The sequence below is a fragment of the Photobacterium rosenbergii genome, assembly GCF_033022775.1.
GTDB classification, from domain to species: domain Bacteria; phylum Pseudomonadota; class Gammaproteobacteria; order Enterobacterales; family Vibrionaceae; genus Photobacterium; species Photobacterium rosenbergii_A.
In genome coordinates, this window is the sequence record NZ_JAWJZI010000003.1 from 352,541 (window position 1) to 368,018 (window position 15,478).

Below are 15,478 nucleotides of genomic sequence, written 5' to 3' on the forward strand. Positions count from 1 at the left end.
AAACAACAAGGCTGAATCCTGATTGGGATTCAGCCTTTTCATTTCAAGCTCAATGTTATTTTCTTGCGAAGCTCTTTTTAGCGGATTAACTGCTTAGCGAGCCTTCATTGCCAAGCGTTTAGCCGCCGCACTATGGCGTGCCATCAAATCATCCAGATCGACTCCTTGTACCCGGCCATCCACTACCCGCCACTTACCAGCAACCATTACCCTATCGGCCTGCTGAGCGCCACAAAGCAACAAGGCGGCTAATGGGTCATGGCTGCCAGAGAAGCGAATATCATCGAGCTTGAACATCGCGATATCAGCCTGCATGCCCGCTTTAATCTTACCGATATCATTGCGCCCCATCGCGGCCGCCGAACCTGCGGTTGCCCAGCGCAGAGCATCAAAGTGTGTCACCTCGGCAGAGCCATAGCGCAATCGCTGCAGGTACATGGCCATGCGTACTTCGGCAATCATATTGGAACCGTCATTGGACGCTGAGCCATCGACACCGATCCCGACTTTGGCTCCGGCGGCTTCAAGCTCTTTGTTACGGCAAATCCCCGAGGCCAGCATCATATTCGATGTTGGGCAGTGGCAGATCCCCACTTGTGCCTGCCCCAGCCGACGTATTTCCTCGTCATTGAAGTGAATACCGTGGGCCAGCCAAGTCCGCTCATGAAGCCAACCGACTTCTTCGAGGTAATCTACCGGACGGTATCCAAACCGCTTAAGGCAGAACTGCTCTTCATCCTTGGTTTCGCATAAGTGGGTATGCAGCATCACCCCATGTTGTCGGGCTACCAGGGCAGTCTCTTTCATCAACTCGGTCGTCACCGAGAATGGCGAGCAAGGAGCCAGTGCAATCTGCACCATGGCACCGTCATCCGCTTGATGGTATTCACGGATCAGACGCAGGCTATCATCGATAATCGCGTCTTCATGCTGAATGGTATGTTGCGGTGGCAAGCCTCCTTGCTCTTCTCCTAGGCTCATCGAACCACGGGTGAGTATCGCTCGGATGCCTAGTTGCTGCGCTGCATCAACCTGAATATCGATGGCCTTTTCCAGCCCGTGTGGCAATAGGTAATGATGGTCTGAGGCGGTGGTACAGCCTGACATCATCATCTCAACCAAAGCCAGCTCAGTTGCCACCCGCATCATTTCCTCATCCAGCCCAGCCCAGACCGGGTAGAGGCTTTTGAGCCAGTGGAACAACTCTTTGTTGAGCGCTTCGGGGTAAGCACGAGTCAGGGTTTGATAAAAGTGATGGTGGGCATTGATAAGCCCTGGGGTGACAACATGCTGGCTGGCATCAACAATGACATCTATCGGCACGGAGGGCCGCTCACCTCGGGCGAGGGTTTCAAGAATACGGCTACCTTGAATAACGATACCGCCCTGAACGCTTTGCGCTGCACCATTATCTTTCATGGTGGCGGTAAAAATTGCGAGAGGATCTTTAATCCACGTTGTTTCCATCCATAGTTTTCCTTAGCCTTCGCAACCATTTCAGGGGAGAAGGACTTTCTTTAATTTGTTATTGAACACAAAGCCGTTTTTATTTTACCGCTAGCGCCCATGCAAAGACTGTGCAAAGACGTTACCAACTCCACGAAACGCCTCCAAACTACTGATGAAGCAATATTCTCAAGGTATCAAACTCGGCCGGGGCAACTCTCATTACCAAATTGAGACTATCAAATTGATACCTCTGGCAAATAAATGAAAATAAGTCTTGTTTATCAACACAATAAAGAAATTTGTTTTTTGATGCCCCTCTCAGCAAGCAACAAGTTGCTCACTAACACGACAAACTTTCCCCCTTGAGTTCACACTTTTGCCTGACAAATTAGACATGCGCTTTTTTGTGGCCTGATTAATGCCTTTATAGCTGGGTCGAAGTCACTATGAAATATCGCTAATTCACTATCAATTTCGCGTAATTTCCTAGTTTGTCATCCTCGATGCAGCAATTTATTTAGCACATTGTTTGTCATTGGTAGATCGTCGTCGCCAATGTAAGAGGGAGTGTTTAATGACGCGTTTCAATCACGTAGGCCACAGCCTACCCCGCGTAGACGGCCAAGCCAAAGTAACCGGTACGGCCATATATGGAGATGATATTACAATGCCCGGCATGCTGTATGGTGTGTGTCGCTATACCGATATTCCGGCGGGCAAAATCCTTGGCATAGACACATCTGAAGCTGACGCCATCGAAGGCGTAGTACGGATAGCCACATTCAAAGATATCCCCGGTGACCCTACAACAGGGGTTATCATTCGAGATTATAACCCGATATGTGATGAAATGGTTCGCTACAGCGGCGATGTTGTTGCTATCGTTGCCGCGGAAAGTTATGAAGCGGCATGTCTGGCTGCCGATAAGATCAAAATCGACTACCAGCCATTTACCCCTATCGGCAATGTGCATGACGCTCTGGCCGACGGTACACGACTGATACACCCCGAAACTGGCTCTAATATAGTCAACCGCCACCATACCGAAAAAGGTGACGCCGAAAAGGCCATTGCCAATGCCGATATCGTACTTGAACACACGTATCAGGTCGGCTTTCAGGAGCACGCCTATATTGAGCCGGAATCTGTTACTGCCTTTATCGATCCCACCTCGCGTGACTTGGTGATCACCGGCTCGATTCAGAACCCCCACCGGGTTCGCGGCTTTGTTGCCAGTTTCATGGGCATCGACCAAGCCAAGGTCAATGTGAAACGTTCGGTCATGGGCGGCTCATTCGGTGGGAAAGATGACGGTATTGACCACCTCTCTTGCCGTGCCGCACTGCTCGCTTCTATCACCGGTCGACCGGTGAAGTTTTCCTATACCCGCGAGCAGTCCATCATCGAGAGTACCAAACGCCACCCCTACCATATGAACTATAAGGTCGGGGTCAGCAAGGACGGTAAAATCCAAGGCATGAAGGTCGATATTCTGGCTGATGCCGGTGCCTATGCCGCCTGTACCCCTTTCGTCACATGGCGCTCGGTGGTTCAGGCAGCAGGTCCCTATGATATCGAGCACGTTCGGGTCGATATCAAAGGCGTTTATACCAACAACAGCATGTCCGGTGCGATGCGGGGGTTCGGCTCACCGCAAATTATCTTTGCCAATGAATCCTTGATGGATGAGATCGCCACAGCCTGCGAGCTAGACCCGGTGCAGGTCAGGGAGCGCAACGCCCTGCGTCAGGGCAGCCGGAGTATTACCAATCAGGTATTTGATAACCACAATGTCTCGGCGATTGAGGTGCTAGACAAGGCGACCCAGCGCAGTGAATTCCAGGCCAAGCGCGAGCACTATGCCGAGTTGAATGCCAAGCCCGGCCATATCAAATACGGTATCGGCTTGGCGTTGAGTTATCGTGGATGTTCGATGGGGGCTGAAGGGGTCGATACCTCGAGCGCCTTGGTAACCGTCAACAGCGACGGTAGCGTCAATGTCTCGACCGGTGTGTGTGAGAACGGCCAAGGGCTGCAAACTACCATGGCAACCATCGCCGCCGAAGTACTCGGCCTACCGGTAACCAAAGTCACCTTCGTCGAACCGCCAACGTCTTTGATTGCCGATGGTGGCCCAACTGTCGCCTCACGGGCTACTGTGACCGGTGGCAACGCAGTAAAAGACGGTGCCGAACAAATCAAGCAGCGTATTTTCGAGGTGATCAAAGAACAACTCTGCGCCACCAGCCTCGATGATACCCTGTGGGCTCATGGCGAAATTTGTAACCGCCACGCACCGGATAAATCCATCAGCTTTGCCAAAGCGGCCAATGCCACCAAATGGGCCGGGGTTAACTTGGCAGCCTACGGATGGTTCGACCAACCGGCAATCCACTGGGATGAAGAAAAAGGTACCGGCTCCCCCTATTTCACCTGGGTGTACGGCTGCCAAATCGTCGACCTGAAAGTCGATACCAGTACCGGAAAAATCGATCTTCTCGATATAACTGCCGTCCACGATGTCGGTCAGGTCATCAACCAAATTGGTTATGAAGGGCAAGTCGCTGGCGGGATCGCCCAGGGGATCGGCCTTGGCATGCTGGAAGACTACAACATCGAACATGGCGAGGTAAAATCGGAAAACCTCGACAGCTACCTGTTGCCAACGATCAAAGATATTCCATCGCTGTCTATCCACGCGGTGGAAAATGTCGACAATGGCGGGCCTTTTGGTGCCAAGAGTATCGGCGAACCCGCCGCAGAGCTTGCCGCCGCGGCAATAACCAATGCGGTTGCCTTTGCTACCGGCACACGCCATCGCCAACTGCCGCTCTCCCTAGAGCAAGTTGTGCTGGGCTATAACCTCAAAAAACCTGCCCGCCAGAGTGAGTTGCTCCATGCGTCAGCCGAGAAAAAGCAGACCCACAGGCTCAATGGCTTCTCGGTGAAAACCCCTAAGTCATTAAGTGCTGCACTTGAACTGCTTGCTGACGGCAGTGCCATGCCTTTGGCTGGCGGTACTGATGTAATAGTCCAAGGCAGGTTGCAGAACGAGCCACGCACCTTGGTAAACATTGCCAAACTGCCAGAACTTTGCCAGATAGAGCGCAGTGGACAAGAGTGGCACATCGGTTCGGGGGTGTGTTTCAACCACCTCACCGAGCACCCCGACATCAAGCAGCTCTACCCCTTGCTGGCCGAGGCGTGCCATACCATAGGCTCGCACCAAATTCGCAACCGGGCTACCGTCGGCGGCAATATCGTCAACGCCGCACCCTGTGCTGATTCCGTTCCGCCACTGGTGATCTACGACGCCAAAGTGGTCCTGCAAAATAAGGCCGGGATGAGAGAACTGCCGATCAGCGAGTTCATCATCGGGGGCTACCGAACGGAGCTACAGCCCGGCGAGTTGCTGACCAAAGTGATTTTGCCAATACCCTCCTCAAAAACTGGCTGTATCCAGCAATACCGCCAGCTCGGCAGGCGTAATGCACTGAATATCACTCGCTTGAGCCTCAGCTGCCTGATGGAGCGAGATGACAACGGAGAAATTACCCACTGTCGTTTGGTGGACGGTGCGCTATTTAGCAAACCGCAGAGGCTAAAACCGGTTGAGCAAATATTGCTCGGCCACACCCTAAACAACGAGAACATCGAGAAAGCTTGCCAAGTGCTCGAAGCGATGATCGACGAGGCCATCGGTGGCCGTTGGTCTGCCGCCTACAAGCAGCCGGTCTACCTCAATATGTTCCGTGATCTTATGAACGATATCCGATATCAGCAATCCCATCAGCCACTACAAGGAGAAGTGCAATGAGTCTGCTTGCTGAAAACCTGATCCCATTGTCACTCTGCGTTAACGGTCGCCCTTACCAGTTGTCTGTCACAGGCAACACCCGCTTGCTTGACTTGCTTCGCCAAGATCTCGGGCTAACGGGAACCAAAGAAGGCTGTGCCGTAGGCGAATGTGGCGCCTGCACCGTTGTGATGGATAGCGAGGCTGTATGTTCGTGCATGATCTTGGCCGCCCAATGCCAAGACAGCCAAATCGTGACCATCGAAGGGCTAAAGGATGATCCGTTAGCCCAAAAACTACAGCAATCCTTTATCAAGCGTGGTGGAGTACAATGTGGCTTTTGCACACCCGGCGTCCTGATGAGTACCTGGGCCCTGCTGAAGAAGTATCAACGCCCAAGCCAACAGCAGGTGTTAGATGCCCTGGAGGGCAACCTGTGCCGCTGTACGGGCTATCAACCCATCCTGAATGCCATCAATGCTGTCATTGAAGACATCACCCCGTAAGTCTTTCTCACCTGCCTAATCCGCAGGGGAGCTTTTTTATCCAAGATTACGCGTACTTGTACATAAGGATTGAACAATGCAGTTACTCTATCAAGTCAACGAAAAGCCCCCCAAGGGGGTCACCTTCTTCCTCGCCCTGCAGCATATGCTGGCCTCCATCGGGGGTATCGTCGCGGTACCCTTGATTGTCGGTGGAGCGATTGGCCTGCCCGAGCCGGATATCGTCACCCTTATCAGCGCCTCCCTGTTTGTCTCTGGCCTTGCCACCATCGTCCAGTGCCTCGGCGTTGGCCCGGTTGGGATCAGGCTGCCGGTGGTGATGGGATCCAGCTTTGCCTTTCTCGGTGCCCTGATCGCCATCGGCAAGACTGAAGGCATGTCGACCATCCTCGGGGCTGCTTTCGTCGGCTCGTTTTTTGTCATCCTCGCCAGCTTTTACATGGATCAGATCCGCAAGCTGTTCCCCAATCTGGTCAGCGGCGTCGTGGTTACCCTGATCGGCCTGACTATCCTCCCTGTCGCAATGAACTGGATAGGTGACGCCCCTCCTGGTGATCCCAGCTTTGCCTCACTGCCCAAAGTGTTCCTGGCTGCGGCCTCTCTCGCTGTCGTCATCGGCGTGTCGGTGTTCTGCCGAGGCGCGATTGCCGCCTCGGCTATCGTCATCGGCTTGGCCGCGGGGTATGTCATGGCAATTCCGCTTGGCATGGTTGACCTAACCCAGCTCTACGAAGCCAACTGGGTGGCGGCTCCCGAACCCCTAAAATACGGCCTGACCTTCTCGCTCCCGGCGATTATTAGCATTACCTTGGTGTACCTCGTGGTGGTTGCCGAGGCAACCGGGGATTTCATGGCGCTGGGCAGCAACTGCCATGTCGAAGTGTCCGGGAAAGATCTCAAGCGCGGCTTGCTGGGTGACGGCCTTGGCAGTACCTTCGGTGCCATGTTCTCTGCCATGCCGGTGGCGAGCTTTAGCCAGAATGTCGGGATCGTTGGGATCAGTGGTGTCGCCAGTCGCTATGTGGTCGCGCTGACTGGCTGCTTGCTCGTAGCGGGAGGCCTATTCCCCAAACTGGCGGCATTGGCGGTTACCGTTCCTAAACCCGTACTTGGCGGCGTCGGCTTCGTCATGTTCGGCATGATTGCCTATGCCGGGATCCGAATGTTGCTAAAAGCCGCCGATTCACGCCGTAATGCACTGGTAGTTTGTGTGGGGCTCGCATCAGGAATGGCCGTCACCCTCGAGCCAAACTTGCTCCAGCACTTTCCTGATTCGCTAAAAACAGTTTTCCACTCAGGGATCACCACAGGCACCTTGGCCACTATCGTACTGAACCAGTTGCTTCCCAAGAGTAAAAAAAGCACCGAAAATGCCCAAATAACAGCGAAAAGCATTTTAATCAAACCGGATAAACACGCTGCACGTTTAGTGGCTGCAAAAGCGCGCCGTGCCGAACAACTTGCTGCCTCAAAGTAGCTAACAGCCTGCTTTTAACGTTAATTGGTTAACAATAGGCTCTCGAACAGTGCAATATCTAGCGCATTGATAGGGAGCCTTTCTTTAAAGTCTCAAACCATCCACCTTAATATAAAACAAACTGCATTATATTGGTGTATTGAAAACATCCTGTCATAAAGCCTGCCTACAATCCCCATGCTCATTTAGCCAAGTGATTTGAATCTCTTGGAAAATCCCTACAACGAAGAATTAACTTGATAAGAAAGACATGAAAAGTTCTGCGGATGCACTCAAGGCGGCAATCACGACGATTTACCAAACATTTCCTAATTTGAGTTATCGCCCAAGGCCTGATGACGTAAAACTACTAGCGGCGTACATGAAGAGCCAGAATAGCGATTACCCTAGCCAATTGGATACCTTGCTGGAAGTGGAGAATGTGCACATCGAGTTGGCGCTAACCAAATACCACAACATCAATAAAGCGAGCTTAAACTAAAGCGAACATTAAGGTAGGCCGTGGAGTCACTCACCAGCGCTCAACGGTTGTAATGTCAGTTTCTAGAAAGTAATGCTCTTGCTTGGGCACGGTAAATGTCAGGATCTTTCCTTCCCGCTCTGTACCCGGCCGGAAATAGGTTTCAGGCATGCGCTTGATAGACGTCCAGACCACATGGTTATCGCGCTTGAGCACCTCCCCTTTGTCATTGCGTAAAATCGTGGCCACTTCAACGAGGATCACCGAATCTGTCCCTTCGTTTCGCAATAACACCGGAATCGTCAATCTGCCATCTTGATAACTTGCTGATTGAGCAACCATTACCACCCCACTGCGCTGGTATTCGCCAACCAGTCGCCCGGTATCCGGGGCGACCAAATCACCGTTTGTTGATGAAGCTTTAACACCTGAAGCAGTCGCTGGCGCTGTAGATCTCCCAGCTGTACTTACTTTATCCGCTGTAGCTGCTGTATCCGTTGCAATTTCAGTGCTTGTAACCACAGTAGTACCTGTTGCTAGGTTATTCCCGCCTGCGCTGGTGGTTGGTGTTGCTGATGGCTTTACCGGCGCACTACTTGCGGGCTCTGGTGTGACAAAGCGCCATGTGTTGTCTTCTAGCAGAAGAACTTCCCGGCCGTCAGGCAAAGTCGCTATCATTGAGCCAGCTTGAACAAACTGGATAAACCCAAACAAAAGGCTGGCTATCGCCACCTTGATTATGACTTGCTGAGCTGAGCGCATAACTCTTTCCCCTAAAACTAAATCTCTATTTCCCTGCTTGGCACTCGAAGGTGTTATCAAACCAATTGATGGTTATTTCTCCCTGGTGCTCGTTATATTCCACATTCTGTCCCATGTATTTGATCCCACTCGCCATTGGCTCAGCCAAAGCAATCACCTGGTCATTACCTTGGGTTAATACCAAGCTTGCCGGATCGGTTTGGTTATAAAAAACGGCCGTAAACGGCTTGCTACTATCACCACAATCGAGAGAAATGCTGTCAGGCACCTCTAGCTGCCCACTAATAATTTGCAATTCGACAATCCGGCTTTTGTAGGAAAACTCGGTACAATCACGAACATCACTGGCCTTCCAGCAATCATTGCGTCCTTTAATCCAACCTCGTTGCATCGCCTTTTGTAGCTTAACGTCTTCTGCTGGCAACTGTGTGATAGCCTTATCGAAAACTTGCTGCATTTGCTTGTCCAAAGCAGCCAGTTCTTCATCTTGGCAAATTAAGGTCTCCACCTCACCCTCTGCTTTCGAACAATCAAATGCGGGTTCACCGGCCACACTAATTGGTACCAGTAGACATGACGCACCCAAGATCAAAAAAATTTTTTTCCAATACGGTATGTTCACAAAGCCTCCACAGTGCAAGTAGTTCTCCACAGGCGCTCAATAAAGTATTAACTCACCAGCCTTGTTGTGTTTTTTCATCTTTGAGCCTGGCGCCTAAAATAGCTAAAGAAATATTATCAACACTAATTAATATTAATTATCAATAACGTATCTTGTCGCATTATTGCAAATCTATAGTATGAGCCGGACGCAAAAACGACAGCGGCCCAGCCAAAGGGCTGAGCCGACAATAGATTAATCACAGAAATGATATATCAGAAAGAATAATAATAACGTCACCTGGCTAGGCGGCTGGCCCCACAAGAGTGGGGCCAACTTATTCAAAATTATTACCCAACTTATTATCCCAATAAGACAGGCGATAAACCTGTGCTCTGAGAACTCGCAAGCAATAAGCCCAATAGAATCAACAGAACGCCACCGAACAGTTGCAAACTATATCCAGCCCATAACAAACCGGTATTAGACTCTGACTCACCGGATTGCCCATTCCCTTGTTGCAGGTAACGATGAACAATACATTTGCCTGATAGCGTCAACAAAGCCAGTGCAGAAGTCGTCAACGCCGTTCCCAACGACATCACCAGCGCACTGACTACCCCCATCCAGTAAAGACCTACCATATTGGCGAATAGCAACACCATAATCGCACCGGTACACGGGCGCAGGCCAATACTCATGATCACACCCACGTACTCACGCAGTGTCTTGGCATTGTCGACTTCTTCCGGTGAGGCCATGTGGCGATGCCCGCAACCACATTCGGTACCATGATCGTGATGATGATGGTGGTGGTCATGGTGGTAACTACAGGCCGTTTTTTCCTGCTTGGCAACACTTTGGCGAAAACGCTTAATTGCCCGCCAGCAGATCATCACACCCAGTACACTGACCAGCGCGCTACTCATGGTCATGAACTTCACTGCCTGTGAGCTCACTTCACGCATTGATGCATTAAAGCCCCATAACAGTACACTCACCAAAGCCACAGCGACCAATGCCTGGCAGATAGCCGACACCAGCGTCAGCATCAGGCTTGTTTTTACCTTGGTTGGTTGGGTCGCTAAGTAAGTCGTTACTATCACTTTGCCATGGCCTGGACCAAGGGCGTGAAGTGTTCCGTACAAAAAGCTGAAACCAGCTAGATAGCCCCCGGATACCAACGGGTTCTCTTTGGCATCATAGAGCAAATCGGCCAATTGGTTGTTCACTGCCCTCTGCCATTCGATGCTTTTCAACACCATGCTTGGCCATGCCAGCCAAAGTTGGTAGGCACCAAACAACAAGGCTATCGCCAGCACTGACAACATCAGCCACTTCTGGCTCAGGAAAGTGTTGGAAGCGGCCTTCACGCTAGTCGATGGCTCGCTGTGTTTATGCTGTGTCATTCCTTGGCATCCTCACTTGATTCACTTGGTTGACAGTGAAAGCGAACAGACTGGGTAAATAGCTGGCCTAGTGCATTGTCAGGGTCAGCATCAGCTGGCAGCGACATGGCGTAACTCATCTGCTCTGGCGTAGGGTTAGGCTGAATCATCTCAAGCTCGCAGTAATCAGCCAGATCGCCAGCCAAAATGACATCCCCCTTGGATAGCCATGACATATCTACATAGTAGCTTGGTTCGAAAATCAATAACTTGAGTGAGTCTTCGGTCACTGGCTTTGGCTTGGAAAGCGGCAGCTCGAAAGTAAGTACTAACCGCGCACGGTCTCGGGTGAGCTTGCCGTAGCGGGCTAGCTGGTATTTGATTGGCTCTTCACCGTCATAGAAGTAGGTAAAGTAGTGCTCTGACAACATGTTATCAAGCACCATTGCGGTCACTTTGGTGAAGGTTTGCTGCTCCATCTCCGGCGACGTGTCTTCGCCATCAAGCATGTAAGCAGAGGTCATAGGATCAAAAGACCAAACCATGCGAAAGCCGGTGATCATGCCATCATTGCCATCGACATAGGTTTTCATCTCGATCCAGGAGTGTGGATGTGCTGTGGCAAACAGCGGAGAAATCAGTAAAGAGAGACCGAGTACAGCCCGCTTCATTGCGGTTAACATTCGGTTGTTTGCCCTTTTGCGGTAAAACATCAAAAGCCTTGTGTAATGCGTTATCGTAGAGAATAAATGTTATGTTATGTTATAACACCTACCACTATATCAACCAATTTATTTCTATTCCGGATTTCGACTCATTCAATGAGTGGTAAGTTACTTGTATGATTATTGACACTCCTCTGACATGAACCAACCTAGCCCATTGATAATATGCTTACCTAACTAATTACTTTTATTATATTTTATGCGAAAAATAGTGTTACTAACCCTTAGTTTAATCGCGAGCAGCAGCTTCGCTGCAACCGATCTTCAGCAATGGACACTGAGTGTCCCTATCGATACAACAGGAGAAGGTCGTTCTGACAACATATTGGAAAATCAGTTAGCCGACGGTTTTCAGATTTCGCCGTTTTTTGAGAAAAGTGCAGAGGGTGACCTGATTTTTCTCGCTCCTATTTCAGGGCCCAAAACATCTGAAAACACCAAATATACCCGTTCAGAATTACGTGAAATGCTGCGGCGTGGCAATACAAAAATTCGCACCAAAGGCGTAACTGCGAATAACTGGGTGTTTTCTACTGCGCCAGAGGCTGACCAACAAGCAGCAGGCGGTATTGACGGAGTTCTCGAAGCCGATCTTTCGGTAAACCATGTAACCACGACTGGTGAGAAAAATCAGGTTGGGCGTGTAATTATTGGGCAGATACACGCCAATGACGATGAACCTATCCGCCTTTACTATCGCAAACTGCCACATCATAACAAAGGCTCAATATATTTTGCTCACGAGCCATTATCCGGTGATGAGCAGTGGTATGAAATGATTGGTGGCAAGTCCAGTTCAGTTGCTGAGCCTGAAGATGGTATCGAGCTAAATGAGCGCTTCTCATATCGCATTGAAGTGGTCGGTAATCAACTTAGCACGACTATTATTAGAAACGGTAAACCAGATATCAATAAAACGATTGATATGTCAAAAAGCGGATATGACCAAGGCGGCCAATACATGTACTTCAAAGCCGGTGTCTATAACCAAAATAGTACCGGCCTTGCCAAAGACTATGTAAAAGCGACGTTTTACAGAATTGACGTATCTCACGAGCGTTACCAATAAGTACTCATCGCGATTTAAGCACATGGTGTAGCAGCGAAACAGCCAATCGCGCCGTTTGATTCTGGTAGTCATACTCAGGATTCAGACCCGCAATATCCACCAGCCTCACTTTGTTGCTCGCCATTGCTTGACTGATCACCATCTCAACCACCGCTAAATTGACACCAAATACCCGCGATAAACTCACTCCCCCGGCAATTGCCGATGAAAACACCGATAAGTCGATACTCAGGTGGATATGGTCAACTTGCTCAAGATACTTGGCCACCACCGCCTGGATCCGCTTGCGGTTTTTCATCTTCATTTCACTATCGAGCAGCCATTGTGCTCCCAGCTCACTGGCGTAAGCCAAGGTAGCCTGCGAATTGATGTGATCACACATACCCAGCCCGAGATAGCGGAAAGTTCGGTTGTTGGCATGGCAAAATGCCGCGACACTATGGAATGCAGAGCCGGCCTTGACTGCCAAGGAGCGCCGCAACTGGAAGTTCGCATCGATATTGATGATGCCGATCCGGTTACCTTCCAGGAAAGGCAGGATATGGCTCTCTTCACCCGAACGATCATTACCCGCTTGATTAACGGTATCTGACAGAGCCTGATAACTCCCGATAGCGACCTCATGGCCACCACCTAGCATCACTGGCAAGTGCCCAAGCTTAAGCATGCTGCACAGCTTGGCGTACTGGGTAGATCGCATGGTATCGAACTCATCTTCCTTCACGCCGAAATAGCTTTGCGCTTCGATAACCCCCGCATCATAAATAGGCAAAGCGCCTGAATATGGGGTTCTCGTTAACATCTGCCTAATGGCATCCGGCCCTTCTTTGGCACCGGTGTAAATGTCGTAGTCACTCAAGCTCAAGTCACTGGCCAGCCCGAGGATCACCGCCCCGGCTTTGCGCTGTTCAGCATAAGGCTCAATCATGGCCCTGGGATGCGTATTGACGGGGTGACCTAGGAAGGAAAATGGAAACCAACGTTTTACATCCAGCATGATTGCTCCTTATGGGGAATTACAAGTCCGGTGGCAATACCCTCGCCGCCTGAAGGACTGAGAAAATAATCGCGTTCTTACTTTTCTGAACCCGCTCTTGCGGTGCCATCACACTCACCGCCCCGACAATTTTGTTGCCGGTAAATACCGGGGCACTCACCCCCGAGACGCCAACGTCATACTCCGAGGTACTGATGGCATACCCGTCTTTTTTTATCTGCGCCAAATCTTGTAACCAATGGCTAATATCATCCGGGTCACTGATCCCGAAATGGTGCAGCGTGGCCATGATCCTCTGCTCGGGAAGATGGGCCAGAATCACTTTGGCCGATGCACCGCGGATCAACGGCTGGCTCTGGCCTTCCTCATATGCACAGCGTAATGCATGGGGGCTGTCCACCCGGGCAGTACACAGGGCGCGAAAGCCAACCGGTACCAAGTAGGCGGCCATTTCGCCCGTTTGCTGCTGGACCCGTTTGAGAACCTGGTGTACCCCGCTTGAAAGCGGTGAAAACTGCTGGAAGTTACGTAGCAGTTGGAGTGCCGCCGGACCTATGCTGTAACAGCTTTGTCTCGGGCTTTCCTCAATCAGGTTCCAGTTTTTGAGGATTACCAAATAGCGATAAACACTACTTTGCGGCATGCCTGTCTGTTCACTCAATGCCTGTGCTGTAACAGGTTCATTAGCTGACGCAATATGCATCAGTACCTGCAACATCTTTTCATTGGCATTCAATTTATATTTATCTGATTTCAAAGCATTTCCTGTCGGTTTCATCTGGTTAGGCGACACGCTCGGTAGCTCCCATCGCGCCGACCCCTCTATTTATGCGCATCACTCATTGCGGTTCAACCAGCATTCTCACAATGTGATAATTACTATGATATAGAAACCCTTCATTCCCACAATTTGATAATTTTATGATGACAACAAAAAAGCGCCGACCTTATGGGCGGCGCTTTCAAAAGCTATATACGCTTTTCTGTTAAGTCTTCTTCCGAGTCAAATACCAGCAACTCAGCGAAGCCAGCGTTACCATCACCACACCTTGCCAGAAAGAGGCCCCTAAACTGATCCCGAAAATCAGGGCAGAGAAAAAAGCCGATAGAATTGGCGTGAAATAAGACAGTGTCGCGAGCAGCACCATATTGCCGCCGATAATGGCGATATTCCATAACCCGTAACCTCCCGCCATCGCAATGGCAGCCAGAGCCAAGTTCAACACGGCTTCACTGCTCCAAACCATCGGAGGTTGTTCGGTGAGGAAGAATTTCACCCATAGGGCTATTGCCGTAGCAATGAAAAACCAAGCAATCGCATTCTGGCCATTGGCCAAGCGCTTGGTAATATTGCAGTAGACAGCCCAAATGAAAGCGCCGCTGAATGCCAGGGTATAACTGACCGGGTTGGTTGCCACATTAGCAGCAAGCCGAGTTAGTGATAATCCTTGTTCACCGCTCACCGTCCATGCCACGCCCAAAAAAGCCATCGCCATGGCGGGATATAGCAGCCTGCTCACTTTTTGTCGGCTCACAACCACCGCCAGCATGACAGTCAATGCAGGCCAGAGGTAGTTAATCACGCTCATTTCAACCGTCTGTACCCTGTCGTTGGCCATCCCCAACGCCAAGGCCAAGCACATCTCGTAGCTGACGAACAACCCGCCACCGATAAGCAAATAGCGAGGGGAAAAACGGCTAAGCCTAGGCGCACCGACAACCACCACCAGCAACACCGAGCTCAGGGTATAAATCATTGCCGCGCCGCCTACCGGGCCCAACTGCTCGGCAACGTTTCTGATAAAAGCAACGATAGTGCTCCACAGCAGGATAGCGACACATCCCGCCAGGGTATATTTATGCTGAGAAAACAAAGAAGAACCGCCACAACTAAACATAGAAAGCGGCTAGGTTATCAAGCTTTTGCCACTGACGGTTAGCCTATTTTGTTATCGATTCTCACTTAGCATAAACACATATAGAAACTGTGGTTTTTGTGCTTAATTTGTGACCGCCTGAGCAATGCTGCAAATGCAACTAGTGTAGCATTTGGGATGTATACCCAAGTGTCTTCAATTCGTTGAAATAAATAGCTAGAGGTCACTTGTGTACATATAGCATCAGTTGGTCAAATCAAGAGCTATCACTTGTTTTATGTGATTTTTCACCAAAATGCTCTGGTTGATAAGGTGCAAAAAACGGCGCATAAGCCGGGAAGTATTTTGGTGAGGAAGTAAAAAGAATCGAC

At 50.4% G+C, this 15,478-nt stretch carries 13 protein-coding genes; 5 read left to right on the forward strand and 8 right to left on the reverse strand.

The genetic code is table 11. The features are described 5' to 3' along the window. Positions 1–93: 93 nt before the first annotated feature. The gene (locus R2X38_RS09540; RefSeq protein ID WP_317521998.1) at positions 94–1,467 is read right to left on the reverse strand and encodes an 8-oxoguanine deaminase; all 1,374 of its coding nucleotides are present in this window, start codon (positions 1,465–1,467) and stop codon (positions 94–96) included. A gap of 556 nt (positions 1,468–2,023) precedes the next feature. Between R2X38_RS09540 and R2X38_RS09545 the strand changes: the two genes are divergently transcribed. The 4 genes from R2X38_RS09545 to R2X38_RS09560 all read left to right on the forward strand — a co-directional run bounded on the left by R2X38_RS09545 (position 2,024) and on the right by R2X38_RS09560 (position 7,709). Next, a complete protein-coding gene (locus R2X38_RS09545; RefSeq protein WP_317521999.1) occupies positions 2,024–5,266 on the forward strand; it encodes a molybdopterin cofactor-binding domain-containing protein in 3,243 nt (1,080 codons plus the stop codon). Then, positions 5,263–5,751 (forward strand): (2Fe-2S)-binding protein, encoded by a 489-nt coding sequence (locus R2X38_RS09550; protein ID WP_317522000.1) that lies wholly within the window; start codon positions 5,263–5,265, stop codon positions 5,749–5,751. Before R2X38_RS09545 ends, R2X38_RS09550 begins: the two co-directional genes overlap by 4 nt. Positions 5,752–5,827: 76 nt before the next feature. Beyond that, complete coding sequence (locus R2X38_RS09555; protein ID WP_317522001.1) at positions 5,828–7,228, forward strand: nucleobase:cation symporter-2 family protein; 1,401 nt, start codon at positions 5,828–5,830, stop codon at positions 7,226–7,228. 250 nt (positions 7,229–7,478) lie between these two features. Beyond that, on the forward strand, positions 7,479–7,709 hold the full coding sequence (locus R2X38_RS09560; protein WP_317522002.1) for a hypothetical protein: 231 nt from the start codon (positions 7,479–7,481) through the stop codon (positions 7,707–7,709). A 30-nt stretch (positions 7,710–7,739) separates the two neighbouring features. Here R2X38_RS09560 and R2X38_RS09565 read toward each other — a convergent pair whose 3' ends face one another. The 4 genes from R2X38_RS09565 to R2X38_RS09580 all read right to left on the reverse strand — a co-directional run bounded on the left by R2X38_RS09565 (position 7,740) and on the right by R2X38_RS09580 (position 11,122). Next, positions 7,740–8,450 carry a DUF3157 family protein gene (locus tag R2X38_RS09565; protein ID WP_317522003.1) on the reverse strand — a complete coding sequence of 237 codons (711 nt, stop codon included), beginning with the start codon at positions 8,448–8,450 and terminating at the stop codon, positions 7,740–7,742. A gap of 25 nt (positions 8,451–8,475) precedes the next feature. Continuing rightward, positions 8,476–9,072 carry an MliC family protein gene (locus R2X38_RS09570; RefSeq protein ID WP_317522004.1) on the reverse strand — a complete coding sequence of 199 codons (597 nt, stop codon included), beginning with the start codon at positions 9,070–9,072 and terminating at the stop codon, positions 8,476–8,478. 341 nt (positions 9,073–9,413) lie between these two features. Continuing rightward, a complete protein-coding gene (locus tag R2X38_RS09575) occupies positions 9,414–10,382 on the reverse strand; it encodes a nickel/cobalt transporter (protein ID WP_317522254.1) in 969 nt (322 codons plus the stop codon). 74 nt (positions 10,383–10,456) lie between these two features. Further along, positions 10,457–11,122, reverse strand: a complete 666-nt coding sequence (locus R2X38_RS09580) for a DUF1007 family protein (RefSeq protein WP_411184928.1) — start codon at positions 11,120–11,122, stop codon at positions 10,457–10,459. Positions 11,123–11,363: 241 nt separating this feature from the next. On the opposite strand from R2X38_RS09580, the gene R2X38_RS09585 reads away from it, so the two are divergent. Further along, positions 11,364–12,233, forward strand: a complete 870-nt coding sequence (locus tag R2X38_RS09585; protein ID WP_317522006.1) for a polysaccharide lyase family 7 protein — start codon at positions 11,364–11,366, stop codon at positions 12,231–12,233. 4 nt (positions 12,234–12,237) lie between these two features. On the opposite strand, the gene R2X38_RS09590 is transcribed toward R2X38_RS09585, so the two are convergent. The 3 genes from R2X38_RS09590 to yddG form a co-directional block, all read right to left on the reverse strand. Then, complete coding sequence (locus tag R2X38_RS09590; RefSeq protein WP_317522007.1) at positions 12,238–13,230, reverse strand: arginase family protein; 993 nt, start codon at positions 13,228–13,230, stop codon at positions 12,238–12,240. Positions 13,231–13,249: 19 nt separating this feature from the next. Further along, entirely contained in the window at positions 13,250–14,008 is a 759-nt protein-coding gene (locus R2X38_RS09595) for an IclR family transcriptional regulator (protein WP_411185019.1), read from the reverse strand. Between the two features lie 208 nt (positions 14,009–14,216). Then, the gene (gene yddG / locus R2X38_RS09600; RefSeq protein ID WP_317522008.1) at positions 14,217–15,104 is read right to left on the reverse strand and encodes an aromatic amino acid DMT transporter YddG; all 888 of its coding nucleotides are present in this window, start codon (positions 15,102–15,104) and stop codon (positions 14,217–14,219) included. Positions 15,105–15,478: the final 374 nt, after the last annotated feature.